The following is a 25,515-nucleotide window of genomic DNA, read 5'->3' on the forward strand; positions in this document are numbered from 1 at the left end:
TCTATTTGCGACTACTAAATTAGGCGTCCGTAGATTCTGGAAGCATTTTTTCACTATCACCTTCCCATTGCCCTACAACTGATGTAGCTAAAGCATTTCCTAAAACATTTGTTGCGCTTCTAAACATATCACAAAAGTGGTCAATTGGCAATATTAGTGCAATTCCTTCGATTGGAATATCAAACATTCCGCAAGTCGCAGCAACAACAACTAAACTAGCTCTTGGTACACCTGCAATTCCTTTGCTCGTAAGCATCAAAACTAAAAGCATAGTCATTTGTGTTCCAATATCTAAATCGATACCGTAGGCTTGAGCAATAAAAATACTTGCAAAAGTCATGTACATCATACTTCCGTCTAGATTGAACGAATAGCCTAGTGGTAACATAAAAGAAACAATCTTGTCTTTAACTCCAAAACGTTCTAACTCTTCTGTTAACTTTGGAAAAACAGCTTCACTACTAGTAGTTCCAAAAGCAATGATTAATGGACTAACGATTCGTTTAAGTAATATAGTCATCCTACTTTTTAGAAAAAGATAACCTACTAAAATCAAAATGACCCAAAGAGAAGAAATTCCAATTAAAAAGGAACCAAAAAACTTAAAGTAGGTAATCGCTAATTCTTGAAAATCCCTAACTGCAAAAACTCCCGCTATTGCTCCAAAAACTCCAATTGGCGCAAATTTCATAACATAGTTCACCATTTTCAGGACAATATGTGATGTTTTTTCTAAAGCATTAGTTACTGGTTTTACATAATCTCCTAAAGAAGCTGCAGCTAAACCAAAGAAAATCGAGAAAATTACAATTTGCAAAATCTCATTAGTAGCCATTGCCTCAAATATACTTTTAGGAACAATATGCTCAATAAAGTTTTCAAAAGATATATTCTGTGTTTTTCCTGTTACTTCTGATGCTGATGCTAAATCAATACTTGGAAGATTAAGTCCAACTCCTGGTTTAAGCACATTTACGAAAAACATCCCTAATAGTAAAGAAATAAATGAGGCTGTAAAAAACCAACCCATTGCTTTACCACCTATTCTACCTACAGCTTTAATGTCTCCAAGCTTAGCTATTCCTACTACTAAAGTGGTAAAAACTAAAGGAGAAATTATCATTTGAACTAGCCTAATAAATACAGTAGCTAGTATTTTTATTTTTTTGCTGAAAGCTGCAGCATCTGCAGGAGAGATATAATTATGTATGATAATGCCTAAAACAGCACCTAAAACCATAGCAATTAATATTTGTCCTGTTAATCCTTTAAAGAAGGATGGACTTTTCGTTGTAGTATTATCATTCATTAATTTAGTTATTTAGGTTTTATTTAGCCTTACAATTTTATTATAAATCTTTTAGAAACAACACATAAGCAAATAGCATCGAAAATTACGAGGGAATTTTAATATTAATATGTTTTATTTATCAAATGAAAATCAGCTAATACTATCGCTGCCATAGCTTCAACGATGGGTACAGCACGTGGAACAACGCAAGGATCATGACGTCCCTTTCCAGTCATTTCAGTAATATTTCCAGTACTATCTAACGATTCTTGTTTTTGCATAATAGTTGCAACAGGTTTGAAAGCTACTCGGAAATAAATATCCATTCCGTTGCTTATTCCTCCTTGAATTCCTCCAGAAAGATTAGTTCTTGTAGTCCCGTCAGTATTGTAAAGATCATTATGTTCGCTACCTTTCATTTTTGCACCGCAAAATCCGCTTCCATATTCAAAACCTTTTACAGCATTGATCGATAGCATTGCTTTACCAAGTTCAGCATGCAGTTTATCAAAAACTGGTTCTCCAAGTCCAACTGGCACATTCTGAATCACACAGGTTACAGTTCCACCTACAGTATCACCTTGTTTTCTAATATCACGAATATAGTCTTCCATAACAACTGCCATTTCTTCGTCAGGGCAGCGAACAGGATTATTTTCGATTTTTGAAAAGTCTAAATCTTGGTATGGTTTTTCTAAGAAAATAGGACCTACTGACGAAACGTAAGCATTTATTTTTATGTCTTTCAACATTTGTTTAGCTACAGCTCCTGCCACTACTCTACTGGCTGTTTCACGAGCAGAACTACGTCCACCACCGCGATAATCACGTACGCCATACTTTTTCTCATAAACATAATCGGCATGACTGGGTCTATAATTATCTTTTATATGCGAGTAATCATCTGATTTTTGATTGGTATTAGGAATAATAAAACCAATTGGTGTTCCGGTGGTTTTACCTTCAAATATTCCGGATAGGAATTGAACATCATCCGGTTCTTTACGTTGCGTAACAATAGCGGATTGCCCGGGCTTTCTTCTTGACATTTCAAATTGAATTGCATCTAGATCTAATGCTATTCCTGGAGGACAACCGTCTATTATTCCACCTAAAGCTTCGCCATGAGATTCTCCAAAAGTTGTTATTCTAAATAGTGTTCCGTAGCTATTTCCTGCCATTATAATTAGTTTTTAACAAAAGTACCATTTTAGTTTAAAGTTCAAAATTTTAGAGTTTAAAGTTTTAAGAAACATTTCAGTAAATTGTTAATATAGTAGTCTTATCCCTTATTTATCAACTTCAAATTACTTTTCCTATAATTACAAATCAATTATTCCCATTAACTTAAAATTCTGGATAGTTATATTATTTATAGACTACTAAGTAATAATAATGTGGTAATTATGTAATTATATTGTAAAATTTTATAAGTAGCAATCTAACTAAAGGGCTAGATTTGCACCAATAAAAAACACACTTATGAAAAAATTAATTTTATCGGCAATAATGTTAATTGGATTAGCATTTACCGCAGAGGCACAGGATATTTCTAAAAATGCTTTAGGTTTACGTTTAGGAGGTAATAATGGTTTTGGTGGAGAACTTTCTTACCAAAGAGGATTATCTAAAAACAATAGACTTGAATTAGATTTAGGATGGAGAAACAGAAGTAATTACGATGACCATGATTACGATGACAACGCTATCAAATTAGCAGCATTATACCAATGGGTTTGGAACATTGATGGTGGTTTCAACTGGTATGCTGGTGTAGGTGGTGGTGCAGGTAACTACAGTTATGACGATAAAAATGACAAGCGTTATAGCGATACTTTCGTATTTGCTGCTGGAGATATTGGACTTGAATACAACTTTGACTTTCCATTGTTAATTTCTTTAGATTTCAGACCTGAGTTCGGTGGAAATGGATATTATAAAAATAATTATGGTTCTGATATTGCGTTGGGTTTAAGATTCCAATTTTAATACCATCATAAACTATCTATGAAATAGGCTGTTCGTAACGAACAGCCTATTTTTTTTTATATCATTGTCCTTTATAATTTGACACCCATTTCACAAATCTCCAAAGATTAATTTGTGAAATGGGTGTCAAGAAAGTCAATCATAGTCTGCTTAACAGATAGTCCTATTATTTTATTTAAACACAATAGGTTTTTTAGAATTTATCTTTACTACACTAAAAGGAGAAGTAAAGGATTGTGTTACCATACTTCCTGGAACAGGATTCGTTTCTTTAACAGTTATTATAATATTAGAATCTGTTTCCACAACATTTTCAATCCCAATACTATATCCTCCAGTAGATTTTTCTCCCATATTCAAAATAACAAAATTAGCATTCTGAACATCAGTAGCATTAATTTTATGTTTTAAAGAATCATCATTCAGCAACATTTTAATTTCATTTGGCTCAGAAAGTATTTCAAAAAAACGGATACTTGCTCCACCATAAGACTGCTGAGTTACTATTTCATACAGTTTATTGGCATCAGTACTTTTGACAATAGCTGTGCTACAAGAGGCTAATGCTATTACAAATAATGATAGAATTATTTTTTTCATTTTATATTTTTAAATTTAGCTAAGTAAGTCGAAAGTTTAAAAGTCATAAAGAAAAAAGAAAAAACATTTTGAATAATCCCTTAAAATCAACCTGTCGTATCGTTTTTATCTAATTTTAAAATACGCCATTATACGATTATTATTGCATATTACATATTCCTTATTGCTGATTGCTTATTCCTTATTCCTTATTATTTATTGCATATTGCTTATTACATATTCCTTATTCCTTATTATTTATTGCTGATTGCTGATTGCTTATCGCTTATCGCCTATTTCTTAATCAACTTCTGCAAATGTGATTTACTGCTATAAATTATTAAATACAACTTATAAATATTTATTAATAGCCTTTTGATACAGTGCTTCGTACAGCGGTAAAATGTTTAGAATATCAAATTTTTTTGCAACTGAAAATGCATTTTCTTTAAATTTTTCGAGCGTGGCATTATCTTTCAAGATTTTCAATGCATTTTGAGCCATTTCTTCTACATTCCCTACATCACTTAAATAACCGGAAATACCGTCAAAGTTTACTTCGGGTAAACCACCTGAATTACTAGAAATAACAGGAACGTTCCACGCCATTGCTTCTAGGGCAACCAACCCAAAACTTTCTGTTTCTGATGGCAATAAAAATAAATCTGTCAAGCATAAAATCTTGTCAATTTCGTTACTATTACCAAAGAAAATTACTTTATTCTCAATGCCTAATTCTTGGCAAAGGTATTCTGCTTTTTCTTTTTCAGGACCATCTCCTACCATCATCAATTTAGCTGGAATCTCTTTTTGGATATTATAGAAAATTTTTATTACATCAGGAATTCGCTTTACTTTTCTAAAATTACTGATATGCGTTATAATACGCTCATTCTCATTTGCCATAACAGAGCGTTGACATGGAGCAGTAACATCCTTAACATTTTTATCCAATTCAATAAAATTAGGAATCACCTCAATATCCTTTTTTATATTGAATAATTTCATTGTGTCATCCTTCAAACTTTGGGAAACCGAAGTAACAAAATCTGATTTATTGATGCTGAAAGTTACAGCAGGTTTGTAAAATGGATGATTCCCTACTAAAGTAATATCCGTACCATGCAAAGTGGTTACCATAGGAATATTAATTCCTTCATCTTTTAGCATTTGTTTAGCCATGTATCCAGCATAAGCGTGCGGAATAGCGTAATGTACGTGTAGTAATTCAATTTTATATAACTTAACCATATCGACTAATTTGCTTGACAAAGCCAATTCATACGGTTGGTAACGAAACAATGGATATTCAGGAACATTCACTTCGTGGTAGTGCACATTAGGGCTCAAAAGCGCTAAACGTACTGGCTGGTTGTAGGTTATAAAATGGATTTCATGACCACGACGAGCCAATTCTAAACCTAATTCTGTAGCGACAACACCACTTCCACCAAAGGTAGGATAACAAACTATTGCAATTTTCATGTATGTAATTTAATAAAAACGAATTTAGTAAAATACAGATGAGTTTTATGGAAATTTAAGTTAAAAAATAAGTTGAAGATTTAAAACTTCATTCGCTGAATCCGTACTGCATTTAAAATGGCTAATAATGCCACGCCCACATCTGCGAAAACGGCCTCCCACATCGTTGCTAAACCACCAGCTCCGAGAATTAAAACGACCAATTTTACGATAAAAGCCAAAGTTATATTTTGCCAAACAATTTGTTTTGTTTTTCGTCCAATATTTATCGCTGTGAATATCTTCGTGGGCTTATCATTTTGTATGACAATATCAGCCGTTTCAATGGTCGCATCGCTTCCTAAACCTCCCATTGCAATTCCAGCATCTGCCAGAGCTATTACGGGAGCATCATTTACTCCATCGCCCACGAATGCCACTTTCATTTTTTGATTTAGCAGTAATTCTACTTTTTCCACTTTATGCTCTGGTAATAAATTACCAAGGGCTTCATCAATATTTAATTCTTTGGCTACAGCCGAAACCACTGCTTGATTATCACCAGAAAGTAAAATTGTTTTAATTTTTAATTTATGTAAACTTTCAATGGCCGTTTTGGCATCTTCTTTTATTTCATCAGCAATAATAAAATGACCTGCATATTTTTGATTGAATGCCACAACGATTGTAGTATAAGGAATCGTGTCCAATTCAGTATCATAATCGATATCCAATTTCTTCATCAATTTAGGACTTCCAACTGCAATTTCGTTTCCATTTACTCGCCCTTTCAATCCCATTCCAGGAATCTCACTTACATCAGTAACTGTAATTTCATTATAATTATCATTGGCAAATGCCACTATCGCTGAACCTACAGGATGTGTCGATTTTGCTTCGATTGCTGCAGTATATCTAACTAAATCAACTGCAGAAATACCGATAGCAACTACCTTTTGAACTTTAAAAACACCTTTAGTCAACGTACCTGTTTTGTCCATTACAACCACTTGAATGGCAGCCATCACATCTAGAAATGTAGAGCCTTTAAACAAGATTCCGTTTTTACTAGCTGCTCCAATTCCACCAAAATATCCTAAAGGAATGGAAATAACCAACGCACATGGACAGGAAATAACCAAGAAAATCAAGGCTCTGTATAACCAATCCTTAAATGTATAATCATCAACAAACAACATTGGAATCAAACAAATCCCTATGGCTAGATAGACAACAACTGGAGTGTATACTTTAGCAAACTTTCGAATAAATAACTCTGTTGGTGCTTTTTTAGCAGTGGCTTCCTGAACCATGTCCAAAATTTTAGACAATTTACTATCTGTAAATGCTGTAGTCACTTCGACAAGAGCAACGGCATTTAAATTAATCATTCCCGCGAGAATTATTTCCCCTTTTGACTTGGAATCAGGTTTACTTTCTCCTGTTAATGCTGCTGTATTGAAAGTAGCATAATCGGATAGTAATTTACCGTCAAGGGCTAGTTTTTCTCCTGGTTTTAACTCAATAATTTCGCCAATGCTTACATCAGAAGCTTTCTTCGAAATCACTTTTTTCCCTTCTAAAACATTGGCCACATCCGGTCTTTGATCCAATAATGATTTTATATTTGATTTGGCTTTTCTTACTGCTAACATTTGAAATAATTCTCCAATAGAATAGAACAACATCACAGTAACTCCTTCAGCATATTGGCCAATTGCAAAAGCACCAACAGTAGCAATACTCATTAGAAAAAATTCTGAAAAAACATCACCTCTTTTAATACTTTGATAAGAATCTTTCAAAACTGGAAACCCTACTGGAAGATAGGCAACAACATACCAAGCAATTCGAATCCAACCACTAAACCAAGTTTGAGAAAATAAATGATCAAACGATATTGCTACTCCCAAAAGAACGAAACTGATAACAGAAGGTAGAAATAGTTCTAATACTGATTGATTTTCGCCGCCATGATCATGGTCGTGCCCAGAATGTCCACCTTCATTATCGTCTGAGCCACAGCATCCCGCTGTTGCATATCCGCTTTTAGGATTTGATTTATTCTCTGGTGCGCAACACTCATTATCGTGATCTTCGTGTTTATGTAAGTGTGTCATTTTTAATAATTTTATCTTTCATAAAGAAAGTAAAGTAAATAATAATCAAAATTGTAGCAATTCCAGTTGTAATAAATGTTGCCGAAGCACCAAATTCATACCAAATAAGTCCTGCAAAAGAACTCGCAATTAATGCACAAATACTTTGAAATGCTGAATAAGTTCCTATAGCGGTAGCAGTATCTTTTTTATCACTTATATTACTAATCCAAGCTTTTGATACTCCTTCAGTCGCCGCAGCATAAACGCCATATACAAAAAAGAATATCGCAATCAGATACCTGTTGTCACTAAAAGCCATTCCAAAATAGACTATCGCAAACAAGGCTAGTCCAAAAACAAACATCTTCTTTAAACCTATTTTATCTGCTAAAATACCAATTGGTAAAGAAGTAATTGCATAAACCAAATTATAAAAGATATATATACCAATTACATAGGTATCGTTAAGACCTACTTGTTTTGCTCTTAATAACAAAAAAATATCAGAACTATTAAATGCTGCAAATACCAATAATCCTATTACCACTTTTTTATATTCATCTGAACTTAATTTCCAATACTTTAAAAAAGATAAAAAGGAAACCTTGTTTTTACTAACCGGTTCACTATAAGAGTTATCTTTTAGCAAAAACGAAACAAAAACAGCGAGCAAACCTGGAAGAAATGCTATATAAAAAAGAGTTTTATATTGTTGTGGATAATAATATAAATAGATCAGTGCAATCAGAGGACCTACAACGGCTCCAAAAGTATCCATTGCTCTATGGAAACCAAAAATCTTACCTTTGGTTTCAGGAGTTGCTTCATGGGATAAAATAGCATCGCGAGCACCCGTACGAATACCTTTTCCAAAACGGTCGATCGTTCTCGCAAAGAAAATCCACAATGGAAAAATAAACAACGCCATCATGGGCTTAGAAATTGCGCTCAGACCATAACCAAATTGTACAAAAGGAGTGCGCTTACCTGAATTATCGGATAATTTACCAAAATAACCTTTACTTAAACCCGCTAAAGCTTCGGCAAATCCTTCTAAAACTCCAATTAATACAATTGAAAACCCAATCGTTTTAAGATAAATAGGCATAATAGGGTAAAGCATTTCACTTGCCGTATCAGTAAACAAACTTACTAATGATAATATCCAAACCGGCCTTGAAATATACTTTAACATTCTCATTTTATGAATATTTTATTTCATAAATACTAATTCATTCTATTAGTTCAGGTTGCTTGTGTTTTTCGGATCTCTTTTTATTAATCCACTTATTAAGTTTATAACTAATATAAGCAGAACCACTCCCTACAATTGCTCCCGCTACAACATCAGACGGATAATGCACGCCTAAGTGCATCCTAGAATACCCCACAGCAGATGCCCATGCAAATGAAGGAGCAATAATATACCATTTAGGATATTCCATACTCAATGATGTTGCAGTTGCAAATGCAGTAGAAGTGTGTCCTGAGGGGAATGAATATCCAGGTGCTGCAGTTACTTTTTCAATATCTGGATAGGTATTAAATGGTCTTTCCCTCTTTATAGAATATTTTAAAGCCGTGGTAATAAATGCCGAAACTAGAAAGGTTTCTCCAATAAATAATGCTTGATTTTTGATAGTACTGTCTTTCTTTATTAGTCCAACAGAATAAATAATTAAAGGAGTTGCAACACTAATTGGCAACGTACTGTTTGTTATTGCCTTAAATGTAGGATCTAATGAGGTATTTCGGTTAACATTTATATCACTCAAAATAGTGATATCAATATTTTGAGCATTGATAAAGCTTACGCAGAAAAACAACCCAATAAAATTAGTAATTTTCAAAAAATGATTCCTTTTATTCATACCAATTATTTTCATATCAAATATACCTAGTTCCTATTAAAAACTGTAGTTAAATTTTTGAAAACAAATTTTTATCTGAAATCTTAACTAATATTATAAAATATTTTTGGAATGCTATTTATATTAAATTCATTCAAGCGAATACAATAATTTATTATCTAACAATTGCTTCATAGATGACTTGCTGAATGTCTTCGCGAATATTAGCTTTAGATAATTTATTTTCAGTAGCAACGGGAAAAGTTCTATTAGATAAAAAAACATATACAATTTGATTTTCCGGATCAGCCCAAGCCATCGTTCCGGTATAACCAGTGTGCCCAAAACTAGTCATTGAAGCACATCCGCAAGTAGGACCTGAAACGCCTAACTGTGGTTTATCAAAACCGACACCTCGCCTATTTCCTTCTGCGCAAAAATAACAGGTATTAAAATCATCGAATGTTTTTTCAGAAAAATAAAGTTGATTCCCATAACTTCCTTTTTGCAAATAAAGTTGCATTATTTTAGCTACATCCATCACATTCGAAAAAACTCCTGCATGTCCCGAAACACCTCCTTCTAAACCAGCTGACAAGTCATTTACATATCCTTGCAAAAGCTGATGACGGAAATAAGCATCTGTTTCTGTTGGTGGTATTCTATTTTTATCAAATTTAGTCAACGGATTAAAACTAGAATTGTTCATACCTAATGAACGATAAAAGTTCTCTTGAATTAAAACATCTAGGCTTTTTCCAGTGGTTTTCTCTAGATAATCTTTTAGAATCATAAAGGTAAGATCGCTGTATCTGTATTCTTTTTTATGTGAAAGCTTACTATCAACAATCATTTTCATAATTGTGTCACTAAAATCATTTCTAATATAAAGACTATCACCTAATTTCTTCGTGAAATTAACTTCAGGCGTTTTTCTAAAATATGCTTCCGAAGGTTTTTTGGATTGATTTAATGCTTCTTTGTAAAAGGGAAGTCCCGCAGGTAATCCTGCATAATGTGACAATAAATCCTTGAAGTTAATATTTTGCTTATTTGAACCTTTAAAAACGGGAGACATTGTTCCTAATGTAGTTTCTAAGTTTATTTTATGTTGGTCGTATTGTAGCATCACATTAGGCAAAGTTGCTAAAATTTTGGTTAACGAGGCAACATCATAAATATCTGAATTTTGAACTTTAATTATTTTGTCATACGTATGATAGCCAAATGATTTTTGGTAAATTACTTTACCATCTTTAGCCACTAATACCTGAATTCCAGGTGTCATTTTAGCATTAATTGCTTTGTTTGCAATACCATCTATCTTAGCTAAAATTTCAGAATCCATGCCAACATTCTCAGCAGTGGTAAATCCTAAACGGTTTAATTTTTCTGTCGAAATTCCATCATTTACTTTAAAATTAGAATTGATAGAAACCGGTAATTTCCCTTTAGCGGCAATAGCTCCAAAAATTAATTCGGCAGATACAATTTGAGAAATCGTCGTATTTTGATAAGAAATCACTAACCCTTTAATAGCATCGAAATTGTCTAAAGGTATCAGTGAATACGGTTTAGCAAATACATCTAGAATGACATTATTTCGTTGCGCTAAAAAAGAAATTTTAGCCAATTCGTCTGTTCTAAAATCATCATTTTTGAATGCAACATCTGATTTGTGATACCCAATAATAACAGTAGTAAAAGGGGCTAATTTAACTTGCAAACTATCCAGATTCTTATCTTCTACAACAGTTACATCAGCGTATTTCTGTAAAGTTGAAACAAAAGAATCATTATTATCATCACCTATTTTCACATAAGCAATCTTTTGTTTATCTAAATTTTTAATCGGTAAAATGGTCTCCCTGTTTTTTAGAACCGTAATTGCATTTTCATATAATTGATATTGCAGCGCTTCATTTTCAGCAGCATTTAAGTCATTGTATAAGTTTTCAGTTGCAATAGGTTTATATGCGTTTAAACCCGCTTTATATTTAAACTTCAAAATTTTCTTTACAGAAAAAGCCAATCTTTCAGCGGAAAATAAATTAAGTGAATAAGCAAGCATAAACTTTTCGATTGTTGCAGGTACATTTTCAGGAAATAACAGTACATCGTTTCCAGCCATAAAAGCTTCAAAGTTAATTTCACTAGGCAATTTAAAATCACTTACGCCTTTCATATTCAAAGCATCTGTAAAAATAAGTCCTTTGAAACCCAATTCTTTTTGAAGCACATTCGTAACTACATTATAAGAAATAGAAGACGGATAATTAGCTTGAGTCTCTAAACTAGGTACATTTAGATGTCCAACCATAACCGAAGAAAGTCCTTTATGAAACATTTTTCGATAGGGATAGAACTCCACCTCTTCTAGCTTTTCTTTTGTAGCATAAATAGTTGGTAATTCTTTATGAGAATCTTTTGAAGTATCGCCATGTCCCGGAAAATGTTTTCCAGTAGCAAATACGTTCTGACTTTGTATTCCTTTCATTAAAGCGATAGCATGTTCAGTAACCTTAAATTTGTCTTCTCCAAAAGAACGAAAACCAATTATAGGATTTTTAGGATTTGAATTGATATCTAGAACGGGAGCAAAATTAAATTGTAAACCCAATCGTTTGCTTTGTTTTGCCATTTGGGTACCAAGCTTTTCTATCAACTTCATGTCTTGAATAGCTCCAAGAGTCATGTTCCAAGGATAACGATAAGTAGAATCCAGACGCATCCCTAAACCCCACTCTGCATCATTACCAATAAATAATGGGGTTTTTGATAAAGCTTGATAACGGTTTGTTAGTTTCGCTTGTCGAACAGGTCCACCTTGAAAGAAAATTAATCCTCCAATTTTATTTTCCTGAATCAATTTGTCAATGGCAGCGTAATGTTTAGCATCTTTATTAGAATAAGCAGCAACCATAAATAATTGCCCGAACTTCTCTTCTAAAGTCATTGAACTGTATATACTATCTACCCATTTGTCCCCTTCATATTGAACATCAAAAAGCACTGGAGCATTAGCAATAGCAATGCTATCTAGATTTTGGATTTTGACAGGAAGGTTGGTTAAAATTACTTTATTCTTATTAATTTTTGTACCAACACAACTAGCAGCAGCAAAAAGAAATAAGACATAAAAAGTAAAAATTTTAATGTCTATTTTTCTCATTGGACAGTTATTATTTTAAAAGAAGCGACTATGCCAGCTATCAATAGCAGGGACTTCCCAAGATTCATTAAATTCTTCGATATTATTTACTAAGTTATTAAAAACGATAGTATTTTCAGTAACGGCTTTATCTTTGACCATTTTCTTAAAATCAATCAAAGGTTTATGGGCAATGTGCTCGCCTAGTTTGAAAGTAACATTCATTTTATCCAATAAATCAACACCGTATTTCTGTTCCAAACTTTGAATAAATTCTACAGAAGAATCAATAGAACAACCCGTAGCAGCTTGCACGTCCTGATTTACGGCAATAATAATAAATCGATTGTATTTTAATTGGTAAGACGATTCTAGACTCGTACCATGTGCTGCCCATTCTCCAAGAAAAGACTGTAATGCAGTTTCTATTTCAGAAAACTCCGCATCCGAAAATTTTCTATTCGATTGATAAATCCATATTTTAGACTCTTCGGGTAAATTTTCAAAAGGAATGTACATGCTTATTTATATTTAAAAAGTATAATTCAATTATTTGGATTCTTTACAAATCTTGTGCGTTAGCAATTAATTCAGCAACGTCCATAACTTTCACAGCACCTTCCTTTTCTTTAATTTTAATACCATCCGTCATCATGGTATTACAAAAAGGACATCCCGTTGCAATTATTTCAGATTGTATTTCTAAGGCGTCTTCTGTTCTTTCAACGTTGATTTCTTTGTTTCCAGGTTCGGCATCTTTAAACATTTGAGCTCCACCAGCACCACAACACAATCCATTTGCTTTTGAACGCTTCATTTCAACCAATTCAGCATCTAATTTAAGAATCAAATCTCTTGGTGCTTCATATACCTTATTCGCTCTTCCTAGATAGCAAGGATCATGAAAAGTAATACGTTTTCCTTTGAATTGCCCTCCTTCAATGGTTAGTCTTCCATCATCTAGTAAAGATTTCAGAAACTCTGTATGATGTACCACTTCATATTTACCACCTAATTCTGGATACTCATTTTTCAAAGTATTAAAACAGTGTGGACAAGCAGTAACGATTTTTTTTGCTTCGTATGCATTCAAAACCTCAATATTCATCATGGCTTGCATTTGAAACAAAAATTCATTTCCTGCTCTTTTTGCGGGATCTCCAGTACAACTTTCTTCCGTTCCTAAAACTGCAAAAGAAATATTGGCACGATTTAGAATTCGGACAAATGCTTTTGTGATTTTTTTTGCTCTATCATCAAAACTTCCTGCGCAACCTACCCAAAACAAGACTTCTGGTTGTTTACCTTGAGCTAACATTTCGGCCATCGTTGGCACTACTAAATTCTCTGACATAACTTTTATTTTTTTCAAATGGTTGAAAAGAACCTATTTCAATATTATAATTTTAATCGTAAAAAGGTATTAATTTTCATTTTTCCAATTCAAACGATCTTGTTGATTGTAAGGCCATGGAGCACCGTTGTTTTCAACATTAGTCATCATAGCGTTTAATGTAGTAGGCGCCGCACTTTGCTCCATAACTAAATAACGTCGCATATCCATTATTATTGAAAGCGGGCTAATATTAACCGGACATTCTTCTACGCAGGCGTTACATGAGGTACATGCCCACAATTCTTCTGGTGTGATAAAATCGTTAAGTAATGATTTATTATCTGGAACAAATACTCCCTTATTATCGTCAATATTTTTTCCTACTTCTTCTAATCTATCTCTGGTATCCATCATTATTTTACGAGGAGAAAGTTTTTTACCTGTAATATTAGCTGGACAAACTGAAGTACAGCGACCACATTCAGTACAAGTGTAAGCATTCAGCAATTGAACCCAGTTTAAATCTTGAACATCGCTAGCGCCAAACTTACTTGGCATCGCATTCTCATCAACTGGTGCTGCTGCAAATGGATCAGCGTTTGGATCCATCATTAATTTTACTTCTTTAGTAACTGACTCTAGATTATCAAATTCTCCTAAAGGATTTAAATTCGCAAAGTAGGTATTAGGGAACGCTAATAATATGTGTAAATGCTTAGAGAAATACAAGTAGTTCATAAAAATTAAAATACCTATAATATGCAACCACCAAAACATTTCAGCTAATAACAGCACCGTCTCGTTTGACATTCCATTGAAAATAGGCTCAATAAATTGACTAATTGGGAAAGAACCCGCTTTAATAAAATGAGAGAAACCTCCCGGTACATTTTGCAAATGCAAATCAGAAGCGTTCATTAATAAAAATAATGTCATTAAAACTACCTCAAAATACAAGATGTAATTACCGTCACTTTTTGGCCATCCTTTTAGATCAGAGCTGATAAATCGCTTTAAATTAATCACATTTCTTCTTGTCCAAAATACGATAACAGCCACTAAAACTAAAAGGGCTAAGATTTCAAAAGAAGCAATAAGAACGTTATAGGTAGTTCCTAGAAAAGCAAAAATACGATGCGTGCCAAAAAGACCATCGATTATAATTTCTAATAGTTCAATATTTATAATTATAAATCCTAAATAAACTACAATATGCAAAAATCCAGCAACAGGTCTCTTTACCATTTTAGATTGCCCTAGAGCAATCATTGCCATATTAGTCCATCGCTCTTTTGGATTGTCAGAACGATTGACATCAGTACCAAGATTTATATTTCTAACTATTTTTTTAATGTTAGTATAAAAAAAACCAAAACCAATCACTAAAAGGATGGCAAATAAAATATTATCTAGGTAACTCATAAGTGCTAATTTATTACATTAGTTACAGAATCCTTTTCAGGACCCACATAAGGTTTGTTTTTCTTTCCAAATACAGAAATATTGACATATCGAGTTGGATACAATCTAATATCTTGTAATAATAATTCTAATTCTTTTGTTGAAGATTTTATGTTTTGATAAAAAGCTTCATCGTTTAGCAATTTACCCATAGAACCTTTACCTGATTCTAATCCTGTCATGATACCATCTACTTTCGCTAAAGTTGCATTCAAATTATTTACAGATTTGCCTAAATCAGCTTTATTTAAAGAAGTAGAAATCTCAGAAAAATCACTACTAATTTTACTAAAATTAGTAACAACACCGTTTATTTGAGTTCTATTTTGGTCTAATAAACTGTTCACACTTTTAGAAGCGATATGAAACTGCTCAATAGTCTTACTAAGTTCAGCTAAAGTAATTTTCAAATCTTGCTGTCCTTTTTCGTCCAGAACATTGTTAACTCCAGTAATTAATTTATCAGTAGTACCCAACAACTTTTCTAGTTTTTCCTGAAGAGGTGCTAATTGATCTCCTACTTTATCAGTAAGACCTAGCTTTACACCAGCTTGTAATTTTTGGCCATCAACCGCTAAGGTTTTGTCTTCAAAATTAGGAACAATTGCGATTTGCTTTCCACCAATAAAACCAGGCTCATATAGAGAAGCTATACTAGATTTAGAAATAGGAAAATCAGTTTTTATTTGTAATTCTACAGTTAAGGTTCCTGTATTTTCATTGATTGTTATAGCGCTAACTTTACCTATAATAAGTCCATTTAATGTAACCGGCGCTGAAGTAGCTAAACCTTCCACACTTTTATACTCAACATAAAATGTTTTATAATTAGTAAAAAGGTCTCTGCCTTTTAAAAAGCTATAGCCCCAAATAAATAATAAAATAGATGCTATTACTAAAATAGCTGTTTTAATTTCTCGTGTTATTTTCAAAATTCAAGTATTTTTGACAAATTTAATATAAAATATTAGACTTGTAGTTATTATTTAAGCGCTTCTTCCACGCTCATGTTTTTCCCATCTTTAAATGCAATAATATACGCTGAAGAATAACCTTTGGATTTAACTTCTTGTAAATCTTTTTTTGCTTGATTATAATCAGCAGTATCTCCATATGCATATTTGTAAAATTTGCCGTTATTTGTTCTTACCGATACGTTTTTCAACCCTTTAAAATTAGATGGAACTAATTTAATGTTTTGATTTCCAGCAGCAAATTGGATTTTAAAAACAATATCTGCGTTTTTTGATTTTACATCTCGATTTTCAGGAGTTTGTTTTTCATTACCTCGTTTTGATTTGGAATCATTCGCATTGTCTTTTGCTCCGCTATTAACTGTTTTATTTGAGTTGCCTTTCCCATACCCATTGCCAAAATTTTCCTTTTTATATGAAATTATAGCTGATGCAATGGCTTGTGCCATATTTTCTTGTCCAATATCAGAGTTCAAATATTTTCCCTCTTTGTTATTAGATAAAAAACCCAGTTCTATCAATACACTTGGCATGTAGGCTGCATCTAAAACCCAAAGCGGCGTTTGCTTTATCCCTCTTGATTTTCGGTTTAATTTATGTTTAAAATTATTTTCAATTTTTGAAGCTAATTGAATGCTTCTATCTAGATAATCTTCTTGTAGAATTTTAAGACCAATTAAAGTTTCAGGATTCTTTGGATCAAAACCTTTATACGTTTGCTTGTAGTTCTTCTCTAATAAAATAACTGAATTCTCTTGTTTTGCGATCTCTAAATTACCTTTGCTTCTGGTTAAACCCATTACAAAAGTCTCTGTACCAAAAGGAACGGGGTTACTAACAGAATTGCAATGTATAGAAACAAATAAATTAGCATCCATATGATTTGCTTTTTTAGGCCTATCCACTAATTCAATAAAAACATCTGTTTTTCTGGTATGAATAACTTGAATGTCATTCTCTTTATTTAGGATTTTCTCTAATTTTAAAGCAGTCTTAAGTGCAATTTCTTTTTCGACAAAACCATTATAGGAGTTTCCTGGATCTTTACCTCCGTGCCCCGCATCTAAAATAACAATAAATTTACTATTGGACTGAGGAAAAACAGTAATGGAAAACAATAAAAATAGAATTACAATTATGGGTTTAATCGTTTTAATAAGCTTCAAAGTATTCTTGTTTTTTTTTAAAAAAATTTAATATAAGGAACGTTTTTGATTGCGTTTATCTAAGAGCGTCTTGTACGCTAATTTTCTCTCCGTTTTTGAATGCAATTAAAAATGCTGTATCATATCCTTTTGATTTTGCTTCCTGCAATTGTTGCTTTGCTTCGTTATAATCAGCTGTTTCACCGTACATGTATTTGTAAACACTATTTTCAAAAGCCATCGAAATATTATTCAGTCCTTTAAAGTTTCTAGGAATAAGCTCTACTTTTTTAATACTTGCAGAAAGTTGAACTTTAAAGATTGGTTTAGAACTATCAACCATTTTCTTAGGTTGAATAGAATCTTCATTACGCGATACCGTTTTTGCTTTTACTGGTGTTACAGTATCCTTAATTGGTTTCTCATTAATTTTTTGAGATGGTAATTCACCTGTTACTTCAAATTCTCCATTACCGTAATATTCTTTTTTATAACTGATAATAGCATCAGCAATAGCTTTAGCAATTTCGTTTTGACCTTCTTCAGAATTTAATATATTACCTTCTATTCTATTTGAAATAAATCCCATTTCAATCAACACTCTTGGCATATACGCTTTATGAAGTACCATAAAAGGCGCTTGTTTTACTCCGCCACCTCTAATTTTCTTTCCTAAATCAGCAAAAGAATCTTCTATTTTACTAGCTAGCGAAATACTATTATCTAAGTATTCTTCCTGCATCAAAGTCATTCCAATCATTGTTTCAGGAGAGTTTGGATCAAAACCTTCATATTTTTGTTTGTAATCTTTTTCTAAAGTGATTACAGAGTTTTCCTTTTTTGCAGCTTCAAGATTTGACGCTACTTTACTCAATCCCATTACATACGTTTCAGTACCGTCGGCAGCCGTATTTCTATTAGCGTTACAATGGATTGAAACAAAAATATTAGCGTTAACTCTATTAGCAATATTAGCTCTTTCAATCAAATCTATAAAAACGTCTGTTTTTCTTGTGTAATTTACCTTCATTTGTGGAGTAGATTCTAGTATTTTACCCACTTTTAAAACAACAGCTAAAGCAATATTCTTTTCGATCCGACCTTCATAAACGGCACCAAAATCGTGAGCTCCGTGTCCCGCATCTAAAGTTACCCTGAAATCATTAGATTGACTAAAACCTGTAGCCGAAATGATCATTAAAATAAAAGATACTATTATTTTAATTCTATATTTTTTGTGCATAAAGCTATAAGTTAATTTAATTAAAAGACTACTGCCATAAAATTATTTATTTGCCTATTTTTGGCAATTAATAATATGTAATTTTGAGCTGTCAAAAAACAAGCCATCATTTTACAAAAATAGCATTTAAACCTTTGTATACAAACTTATTTAATATCGTTTTAATATCCGTTTTCCTATCTTTAGGTTCAAGTAAATTATATTCGCAGGATATAACTAAAAAAAATACAAGCTTACCTGTTAATAAACAAATAGATAGCTCCAAAAAAACCTCAAACCAAATTAAAACTCCCATTTTAGCTGTTACAAAACAAAATGACAGTATAAAAAAAGATAGTGTACAACCCAAAAAACCATTTCTAGACGGCAAAGTAAAATACAAAGCAAATAAATACGCTAAAATTGACCAAAAGAAAAAACTCATCACTTTATATGATAAGGCAGAACTCTATTACCAAGATATAGAGTTAAAATCAGGTGTTATTGTAATGGACTACGAAAAGAACGAAGTTTATGCAGGAAGAATCAAAGATTCTACTGGAAAATTCACACAATATCCAAATTTCAAACAAGGCGAAAATGTCGTCGAACCAGACTCTATACGTTTCAATTTCAAAACAAAAAAAGCATTAATTTATAATTCAAGATCTGAACAGGGAGAATTTAGAATTAAGGCAGCTGTTACTAAAAAAGAGAATGACTCTGTTTACTTTTTAAAACGCGCTATTTTCACGACTTCTAAAGATGTTGATAATCCAGAATATTATTTTCAAACTAGTAAAGTGAAGCTTATTCCTGGTAAAAAGGTTGTAACCGGATTAACTAACATGGTTATTGCTAATGTTCCTACTCCTATAGCATTGCCTTTTGCTTTTTTTCCAATGAGTAAAGAAACGAGTATATCTGGACTTATTTTACCTAGTTATAATGACTCCAATCAGCGTGGTTTTTCACTTCAAAATTTAGGATACTATTTCGCACTAAATGATCATTATGATTTAACGGTTTTAGGTGATTATTACACTAATGGTAGTTACGGAATGCGTTTTGAGTCGAGTTATGCGAAAAGATATAGTTTTAGAGGAAATGTAAACGTTCGTTTTGAAAACTTAATTTCCAGTGAAAGAGGATATCCGGACTACTCAAAGCAAAATATTTATAATATTCAATGGTCTCATTCTAGAGATACTAAAGCAAGTCCAAACTCAAGCTTTTCGGCTTCTGTCAATTTAGGAAGCAGCAAGTATTTCCAGCAATCTATTAATCAAAACAATATTGGTTCTAACCTGAATAATACTTTAAGTTCGTCTATTTCGTATTCTAAAACATTCAATTCCGTTCCTCAAGTTCGATTGTCTCTGACGGCAACACATTCGCAAAATACACAAACGCAAGAAATAAATATGACTTTACCAACGTTGCAATTAAGTGTAGATAGAATTTATCCATTTGTTGGTAAGGATGGTCTAAAAAAAGGGTTTTTCAAGAATATCAATTTACAGTATAATTTAAACGGTCGTAATAGTTTTGTTACTAATGATTCTTTGTTCTTCAAACCACAAATGTTTAGAGATGCTAAAATAGGAGTTCAACACAGTATTCCTTTAAGTACTAATTTTAAATTATTCAAATATTTTAGTGCTTCAACCTCTATGAATTATGAGGAAATATGGTATGCTAAAACAATTGAAAGAGGTTATGATGTTGATCAAAGTAAAGTTGTAGATAAAGTAGTCAATGGTTTTGCTGCATTTAGAACCTATTCCTTCTCTTCAAGTTTAGGAACTACTGTTTACGGAACTTTTAATTTTGGCGCCGACAAAAAAATAAAATCGATACGACACGTCATGAGACCTTCTGTATCGTATGGATATACTCCGAGTTTTGAAAAATACTATGATACCTATGCTTCAGATGCAACTGGAACTATGGACAAAAGATATACTCGATTTGAAAATGGAATTTTTGGTGCTCCAGGACTAAACAATTCTAATAATTTAGGTTTTGACTTAAGCAATACTTTTGAAGCTAAAGTAACGGACAGAGACAGTACTAAAACGGAACCGAAAAAGATTATGTTACTTAACAACTTAAATCTTTCTACAAGTTATAATCTTGATGCTGATGGTGTAAATTCACTTGCTTTTTCTCCGGTTAGACTAAGTGGTGGAACCCAAATATTCAATAATAAAATGAATGTCAACTTTGGGGCAACACTAGATCCTTACGCTATTGATAATTCTGGAAGACGTATTAATAAATTTAATATTGATAATGGCGGAAGTCTTTTTAGAATGACTAGTTCTAATATGACCATCAACTACTCTGTTGCGAGTAAAGGAAAAGATGATAAAAAGAAGGATAAAAACCTTCAAAGTCAGCGAAATGGCGGTCGTGAAGATGATTTATTTGGTACAAATACTGATTTAGGTGATGCTAGAAGAAGTCAATTTGAAGATGAAGACGACGACGGTGTAGATAAGATTTCAGAATTCTTTAATTCTAAATTACCTTGGGATATGACATTTGCTTATTCCCTAACTTATGGAAATAACAACCGTGAAAATAAAATTATAGGAAACTCAATTATGATTTCTGCCAATGCCGATATTACTCCAAAATGGAAAGCAGGTGTTTCTACAGGTTATGATTTTGTTCAACAAGGGGTTACTTTCACGCAACTTCGTTTTGAGAGAGATTTGTTGAGCTGGAGAATGGATTTTAACTGGGCTCCTTTTGGAAATAATGCAAACTGGGGTTTCTTTATCGGAATAAAATCTGGCATCCTTAGCGACATTAAATGGGACAAACGAAGCGTAATTAACAGATAGATCAAAGCAAATTTATAAGGATTTAGAATTTAATTTTTGAAATTATAAAACACAACTATATTATGAAAAAGATAATTTTTACCGAAAACGCTCCAGCGCCAATAGGACCATACAACCAAGCTGTGCTTACTGGCAACACACTTTATACTTCTGGACAAATAGCTATAGATCCTGCAACAGGCGAGTTAGTAACCGACAACATTGAAGTGGAGACAAAACAGGTTATGAATAATATGAAAGCGGTATTAGCAGCTGCAGGAATGACATTTGAAAACGTTGTAAAGACGTCAATATTTATTATGGATATGAATGACTTTGGAAAAATAAACACGGTTTATGGCTCTTATTTTAACGAAAAAACCGCTCCAGCACGTGAAACGGTTCAAGTGGCTTGTTTGCCAAAAAATGTAAATGTAGAAATCTCTATGATTGCAATGCTATAGCATTTAGTAATAATTGTGCCGTTGCTTCATTAGTTGCCAATGGCACATTATGCACATCACAAACACGAATAAGCATATTAATATCAGCTTCGTGTGGGTGACTCGATAATGGATCTTTAAAAAAGAAAACCATTTTCGTTTTTCCTTCTGCTACTCTACCAGCGATTTGCGCATCACCACCTAATGGTCCTGAAAGCATTCTTCTAACAGTAAAACCAGCTTCTTCCGCTTTACCTCCGGTCGTGCCAGTGGCGATAATTTTAATATGTTCTTCTAATAGAAGATCTTTGTTTTTAATCAGAAAAGCAATTAAATCCACTTTCTTACCATCATGAGCAATAACAGCTATTTCCATATTTTATTTATTAGCAATATGATATGCAATTAGTCCGTCAATTGGCCTTCTTAGCACGTTACCTAATTGCAATTCGTACTTGTCAAAAGTTTCTTGTAATTCCTCTTTTAAATAAAATGCAATCGAGCCTACAAAATGAACAGGTACTTCTTTGCAATTTTCAAATTGCTTGATGTAATTTTTTACAAAAGATTTCATTCCTTTCAAAATGATTTTTCTACAGAATTCAGTCTCTTTATGTTGAATCAAAAACTTAGCGTAAGTTGCTAAATAAGCATTTGGATTTGCTTCTTTATACAATTTACTTTTTATAGCATCTGGATCAACATCATATTCTTTTTCAAACTCAACAGCTAATTCTTTAGGCATTTTGTTGAAATAATATTTTCGAATTAATTCTTTTCCAAAAACATTACCACTACAATCATCCATTATTATGTATCCTAACGATTGTACTTTCTGATGTAATTCTTTACCGTCAAAGTAGCTACAGTTTGATCCTGTACCTAATATGCTTACTATTGCTTTTTCACCTTTAGGCGTTGTTGCATATACAGCAGCGTACGTATCTTCTTCAACAGAAATAATAGCGTTAGAAAAATATTCTTGAAAAATTTGTGACAGTGCAATTTTCATTCGATCTGTTCCACAACCGGCACCATAAAAAAACAAATGAGTAACTTCCTTTTTGTTATGCAAAATATCAAAACGATCATTTAATCGCTCAACAATTTCATCGCCGTCCAGTATTTCAGGATTCAAACCTAAAGTTTGCGTTGTAAACAACACTTTTCCTTCTTCATTTATTGCAATCCAATCGGCTTTAGTAGAACCGCTATCAACTATTAATCTCATTTCTTTTGGTTTTTTGGTTTCACTTATAGTCACTTATTCAAAAATTAGTTTATTGAAAATACTAATTTAAAAAAGCAACAAAATATAAAATCCCGTTACCTATAAAAATAACGGGATTTTGTAAATATAGATAATTATTTTAAACCAGCAATGTGTACTGATAAATCGATTAATTTACTAGAATAACCATATTCATTATCATACCAAGATATGATTTTGAAGAATGTAGAATTCAAGCCAATACCAGCATTAGCATCAATAATAGAAGTTCTTGGATCAGAAACAAAATCTTGAGAAACTACTAAATCTTCCGTATATCCTAAAACACCTTTCATTGTAGTTTCAGATGCTTTTTTCAAAACTGCCATGATTTCTTCATATGAAGTTTCTTTAGCCACTTTTACAGTTAAATCTACTGCAGAAACGTCTGTTGTAGGTACTCTAAAAGCCATACCAGTTAACTTTCCGTTCAACTCAGGAATAACTTTCCCTACTGCTTTAGCAGCTCCAGTTGACGAAGGAATAATGTTGCATGAAGCAGCACGTCCACCTCTCCAGTCTTTTCTAGAAGGACCATCAGTAGTCATTTGAGTAGAAGTTGTAGCGTGAACTGTAGTCATTAACGCTTCAACAATTCCAAAATTATCATTGATAACTTTTGCTAAAGGAGCTAAACAGTTTGTAGTACATGAAGCATTAGAAACCACTAAATCAGAAGCTTTTGCAGTTTCATGATTTACACCCATTACAAACATAGGAGCATCAGCAGAAGGTGCAGAAATAATTACTTTTTTAGCACCACCAGTTATGTGCGCGTTTGCTGTTTCTAGAGTTGTAAAGAAACCTGTACACTCAGCAACAACATCAACATCAACTTCATTCCATTTTAAGTCAGCAGGATTTCTCTCAGCTGTAATTCTAATATGTTTGTCATTTACAAAAAGCTTTCCGTCTTTAACTTCAACTTTTCCTGCAAAACGACCGTGAACTGAATCATATTTTAACAAGTAAGCTAAGTGATCTACATCTAGCAAATCATTGATTGCTACTACCTCTACATTATCTCTGTTGAAAGATTCTCTGAAAACAATTCTTCCAATTCTTCCAAACCCATTTATTCCTAATTTTACTTTTGACATTTTAGTTTAATTTTTTTGTTTATTTTTATTCACTTAACATAAAGTCTAATTTCCTCACAATAAACTTTAACCACTTATGTAGACATAATGTCTGAAACTCTTAATAATTCTCTATCGATTTCTGTTTTACCTTTAATAGCTTGTACCAAAGGAGTCAACGTGATTTTATCACATTGTAATCCTACCATGTAACTTTCTTTTCCTTCAATCAAAGACTCAACAGCTTTTACTCCTAATCTACTTGCAAGAACTCTATCAAAACAAGAAGGCGATCCACCGCGTTGCATGTGGCCTAAAACAGAAACTCGTACGTCATATTCAGGTAAATTAGCTTCAACATAATCTTTTAGTTCGAATACATTTTTACCAATTTTATCACCTTCAGCGATAACAACGATGCTTGATGATTTTCCTGATGCTTTACTTTTTCTTAAAGATTCTAACAAACGTTCTAAACCTAAATCTTCTTCTGGAATAAGAATTTCTTCAGCACCAGCACCAATTCCCGCATTCAATGCAAGATGACCAGCATCTCTACCCATAACCTCTACAAAGAATAAACGATTATGTGAGCTTGCAGTATCTCTAATTTTATCAATTACTTCAATTACAGTATTTAATGCAGTATCGTAACCTAAAGTATGGCTTGTTCCAAAAATATCGTTATCAATAGTTCCCGGAATTCCCATAATTGGGAAATTAAATTCATTACTAAATACTAATCCTCCAGTAAATGTTCCGTCACCACCAATAACTACTAAAGCATCAACACCTGCTTTTAAAAGATTTTCATGTGCTTTTTTTCTGCCTTCTACGGTTTTGAATTCCATAGAACGAGCCGATTTAAGTATCGTACCCCCTTTATTTACAATATTATTTACACTACGAGGTCCCATTTCTTTGAAGTCACCTTCAATCATTCCTTGATATCCTCTGTAAATCCCTATACATTCTATATTATGATAAGCACAAGTTCGAACAACCGAACGAATAGCAGCATTCATACCAGGAGAATCTCCTCCTGAAGTTAGAACACCAACTTTTTTTATAATTTTTGGCATTATTTAAAGTATTAAAGTGTAAAATTAACAAACATAAACCACTTTCAAGGCTGAGTTTTTGATTAATTAAGATCGGTTTTTAAATTCAAACGTTTTCGTTGATAAGTTTTTTAAAAACAAAATAAATTGAATATTATTTAACAAAACTTAAAAATAGCCTAATTTAATTTAATAATACACAATACATGCGTTTGTTTTATTAAAAAACAGAAGTGTACTAGTAGAAGTAAATTTACAGACAGAAAT

The 25,515-nt window shown here is 32.6% G+C and carries 21 protein-coding genes; 3 read left to right on the forward strand and 18 right to left on the reverse strand.

Going from position 1 to position 25,515, the window contains the following annotated elements; genetic code table 11:
* Positions 1-19 precede the first annotated feature (19 nt).
* Together LNP27_RS12715 and aroC are read right to left on the reverse strand one after the other, a co-directional pair.
* The gene (locus LNP27_RS12715) at positions 20-1,309 is read right to left on the reverse strand and encodes a dicarboxylate/amino acid:cation symporter (protein ID WP_229942016.1); all 1,290 of its coding nucleotides are present in this window, start codon (positions 1,307-1,309) and stop codon (positions 20-22) included.
* A gap of 104 nt (positions 1,310-1,413) precedes the next feature.
* Positions 1,414-2,472: a chorismate synthase gene (aroC, locus tag LNP27_RS12720; protein ID WP_229942017.1), complete on the reverse strand. Its 1,059-nt coding sequence runs from the start codon at positions 2,470-2,472 to the stop codon at positions 1,414-1,416.
* 301 nt (positions 2,473-2,773) lie between these two features.
* Between aroC and LNP27_RS12725 the strand changes: the two genes are divergently transcribed.
* Positions 2,774-3,280, forward strand: a complete 507-nt coding sequence (locus tag LNP27_RS12725; RefSeq protein WP_229942018.1) for a hypothetical protein — start codon at positions 2,774-2,776, stop codon at positions 3,278-3,280.
* Positions 3,281-3,451: 171 nt separating this feature from the next.
* Here LNP27_RS12725 and LNP27_RS12730 read toward each other — a convergent pair whose 3' ends face one another.
* From LNP27_RS12730 to LNP27_RS12785, 12 genes are all read right to left on the reverse strand, one after another.
* Positions 3,452-3,880, reverse strand: a complete 429-nt coding sequence (locus tag LNP27_RS12730; protein WP_229942019.1) for a protease complex subunit PrcB family protein — start codon at positions 3,878-3,880, stop codon at positions 3,452-3,454.
* 330 nt (positions 3,881-4,210) lie between these two features.
* Positions 4,211-5,344: an N-acetyl-alpha-D-glucosaminyl L-malate synthase BshA gene (gene bshA / locus LNP27_RS12735; protein ID WP_229942020.1), complete on the reverse strand. Its 1,134-nt coding sequence runs from the start codon at positions 5,342-5,344 to the stop codon at positions 4,211-4,213.
* 80 nt (positions 5,345-5,424) lie between these two features.
* On the reverse strand, positions 5,425-7,443 hold the full coding sequence (locus LNP27_RS12740; protein WP_229942021.1) for a heavy metal translocating P-type ATPase: 2,019 nt from the start codon (positions 7,441-7,443) through the stop codon (positions 5,425-5,427).
* Positions 7,427-8,626: an MFS transporter gene (locus tag LNP27_RS12745; protein ID WP_229942022.1), complete on the reverse strand. Its 1,200-nt coding sequence runs from the start codon at positions 8,624-8,626 to the stop codon at positions 7,427-7,429. The genes LNP27_RS12740 and LNP27_RS12745 overlap by 17 nt, the downstream gene beginning before the upstream one ends.
* A gap of 31 nt (positions 8,627-8,657) precedes the next feature.
* The gene (locus tag LNP27_RS12750) at positions 8,658-9,296 is read right to left on the reverse strand and encodes a phosphatase PAP2 family protein (RefSeq protein ID WP_229942023.1); all 639 of its coding nucleotides are present in this window, start codon (positions 9,294-9,296) and stop codon (positions 8,658-8,660) included.
* Positions 9,297-9,450: 154 nt separating this feature from the next.
* On the reverse strand, positions 9,451-12,447 hold the full coding sequence (locus LNP27_RS12755) for a serine hydrolase domain-containing protein (protein ID WP_229942024.1): 2,997 nt from the start codon (positions 12,445-12,447) through the stop codon (positions 9,451-9,453).
* Between the two features lie 15 nt (positions 12,448-12,462).
* Positions 12,463-12,945: an ABC transporter ATPase gene (locus tag LNP27_RS12760; protein ID WP_229942025.1), complete on the reverse strand. Its 483-nt coding sequence runs from the start codon at positions 12,943-12,945 to the stop codon at positions 12,463-12,465.
* Positions 12,946-12,988: 43 nt separating this feature from the next.
* Entirely contained in the window at positions 12,989-13,780 is a 792-nt protein-coding gene (locus LNP27_RS12765; RefSeq protein ID WP_229942026.1) for a (Fe-S)-binding protein, read from the reverse strand.
* 69 nt (positions 13,781-13,849) lie between these two features.
* Positions 13,850-15,184 carry a 4Fe-4S dicluster domain-containing protein gene (locus tag LNP27_RS12770; protein ID WP_229942027.1) on the reverse strand — a complete coding sequence of 445 codons (1,335 nt, stop codon included), beginning with the start codon at positions 15,182-15,184 and terminating at the stop codon, positions 13,850-13,852.
* 5 nt (positions 15,185-15,189) lie between these two features.
* Positions 15,190-16,155 (reverse strand): MlaD family protein, encoded by a 966-nt coding sequence (locus tag LNP27_RS12775; protein WP_229942028.1) that lies wholly within the window; start codon positions 16,153-16,155, stop codon positions 15,190-15,192.
* 50 nt (positions 16,156-16,205) lie between these two features.
* Complete coding sequence (locus LNP27_RS12780; protein ID WP_229942029.1) at positions 16,206-17,363, reverse strand: N-acetylmuramoyl-L-alanine amidase family protein; 1,158 nt, start codon at positions 17,361-17,363, stop codon at positions 16,206-16,208.
* A gap of 55 nt (positions 17,364-17,418) precedes the next feature.
* The gene (locus LNP27_RS12785; protein ID WP_229942030.1) at positions 17,419-18,585 is read right to left on the reverse strand and encodes an N-acetylmuramoyl-L-alanine amidase family protein; all 1,167 of its coding nucleotides are present in this window, start codon (positions 18,583-18,585) and stop codon (positions 17,419-17,421) included.
* A gap of 134 nt (positions 18,586-18,719) precedes the next feature.
* Between LNP27_RS12785 and LNP27_RS12790 the strand changes: the two genes are divergently transcribed.
* Entirely contained in the window at positions 18,720-21,416 is a 2,697-nt protein-coding gene (locus tag LNP27_RS12790) for a putative LPS assembly protein LptD (RefSeq protein ID WP_428979006.1), read from the forward strand.
* 62 nt (positions 21,417-21,478) lie between these two features.
* Positions 21,479-21,859, forward strand: a complete 381-nt coding sequence (locus LNP27_RS12795; protein ID WP_229942032.1) for a RidA family protein — start codon at positions 21,479-21,481, stop codon at positions 21,857-21,859.
* On the opposite strand, the gene LNP27_RS12800 is transcribed toward LNP27_RS12795, so the two are convergent.
* The 4 genes from LNP27_RS12800 to pfkA all read right to left on the reverse strand — a co-directional run bounded on the left by LNP27_RS12800 (position 21,840) and on the right by pfkA (position 25,269).
* Positions 21,840-22,214 (reverse strand): methylglyoxal synthase, encoded by a 375-nt coding sequence (locus tag LNP27_RS12800; protein WP_229942033.1) that lies wholly within the window; start codon positions 22,212-22,214, stop codon positions 21,840-21,842. The two genes, LNP27_RS12795 and LNP27_RS12800, sit on opposite strands and share 20 nt — an antisense overlap.
* Before the next feature lie 3 nt (positions 22,215-22,217).
* Positions 22,218-23,069, reverse strand: a complete 852-nt coding sequence (locus LNP27_RS12805) for an N-acetylglucosamine kinase (RefSeq protein WP_229942034.1) — start codon at positions 23,067-23,069, stop codon at positions 22,218-22,220.
* A 134-nt stretch (positions 23,070-23,203) separates the two neighbouring features.
* Positions 23,204-24,208, reverse strand: a complete 1,005-nt coding sequence (gene gap / locus LNP27_RS12810; RefSeq protein WP_229942035.1) for a type I glyceraldehyde-3-phosphate dehydrogenase — start codon at positions 24,206-24,208, stop codon at positions 23,204-23,206.
* A 74-nt stretch (positions 24,209-24,282) separates the two neighbouring features.
* Complete coding sequence (gene pfkA, locus LNP27_RS12815; RefSeq protein WP_229942036.1) at positions 24,283-25,269, reverse strand: 6-phosphofructokinase; 987 nt, start codon at positions 25,267-25,269, stop codon at positions 24,283-24,285.
* Between the last annotated feature and the right edge of the window lie 246 nt (positions 25,270-25,515).

This window comes from Flavobacterium galactosidilyticum (assembly GCF_020911945.1).
Taxonomy (GTDB): domain Bacteria; phylum Bacteroidota; class Bacteroidia; order Flavobacteriales; family Flavobacteriaceae; genus Flavobacterium; species Flavobacterium galactosidilyticum.

Excerpts from the sequence above, each read along its gene's own strand:
- LNP27_RS12795 (WP_229942032.1), top strand. The coding sequence starts at position 21,479 with ATGAAAAAGATAATTTTTACCGAAAACGCTCCAGCGCCAATAGGACCA.
- LNP27_RS12740 (WP_229942021.1), bottom strand. The coding sequence starts at position 7,443 with ATGACACACTTACATAAACACGAAGATCACGATAATGAGTGTTGCGCA.
- gap (WP_229942035.1), bottom strand. The coding sequence starts at position 24,208 with ATGTCAAAAGTAAAATTAGGAATAAATGGGTTTGGAAGAATTGGAAGA.
- LNP27_RS12760 (WP_229942025.1), bottom strand. The coding sequence starts at position 12,945 with ATGTACATTCCTTTTGAAAATTTACCCGAAGAGTCTAAAATATGGATT.
- aroC (WP_229942017.1), bottom strand. The coding sequence starts at position 2,472 with ATGGCAGGAAATAGCTACGGAACACTATTTAGAATAACAACTTTTGGA.
- LNP27_RS12730 (WP_229942019.1), bottom strand. The coding sequence starts at position 3,880 with ATGAAAAAAATAATTCTATCATTATTTGTAATAGCATTAGCCTCTTGT.
- LNP27_RS12765 (WP_229942026.1), bottom strand. The coding sequence starts at position 13,780 with ATGTCAGAGAATTTAGTAGTGCCAACGATGGCCGAAATGTTAGCTCAA.
- LNP27_RS12755 (WP_229942024.1), bottom strand. The coding sequence starts at position 12,447 with ATGAGAAAAATAGACATTAAAATTTTTACTTTTTATGTCTTATTTCTT.
- LNP27_RS12785 (WP_229942030.1), bottom strand. The coding sequence starts at position 18,585 with ATGCACAAAAAATATAGAATTAAAATAATAGTATCTTTTATTTTAATG.
- LNP27_RS12800 (WP_229942033.1), bottom strand. The coding sequence starts at position 22,214 with ATGGAAATAGCTGTTATTGCTCATGATGGTAAGAAAGTGGATTTAATT.
- LNP27_RS12715 (WP_229942016.1), bottom strand. The coding sequence starts at position 1,309 with ATGAATGATAATACTACAACGAAAAGTCCATCCTTCTTTAAAGGATTA.
- LNP27_RS12745 (WP_229942022.1), bottom strand. The coding sequence starts at position 8,626 with ATGAGAATGTTAAAGTATATTTCAAGGCCGGTTTGGATATTATCATTA.
- bshA (WP_229942020.1), bottom strand. The coding sequence starts at position 5,344 with ATGAAAATTGCAATAGTTTGTTATCCTACCTTTGGTGGAAGTGGTGTT.
- LNP27_RS12770 (WP_229942027.1), bottom strand. The coding sequence starts at position 15,184 with ATGAGTTACCTAGATAATATTTTATTTGCCATCCTTTTAGTGATTGGT.
- pfkA (WP_229942036.1), bottom strand. The coding sequence starts at position 25,269 with ATGCCAAAAATTATAAAAAAAGTTGGTGTTCTAACTTCAGGAGGAGAT.
- LNP27_RS12805 (WP_229942034.1), bottom strand. The coding sequence starts at position 23,069 with ATGAGATTAATAGTTGATAGCGGTTCTACTAAAGCCGATTGGATTGCA.
- LNP27_RS12750 (WP_229942023.1), bottom strand. The coding sequence starts at position 9,296 with ATGAATAAAAGGAATCATTTTTTGAAAATTACTAATTTTATTGGGTTG.
- LNP27_RS12725 (WP_229942018.1), top strand. The coding sequence starts at position 2,774 with ATGAAAAAATTAATTTTATCGGCAATAATGTTAATTGGATTAGCATTT.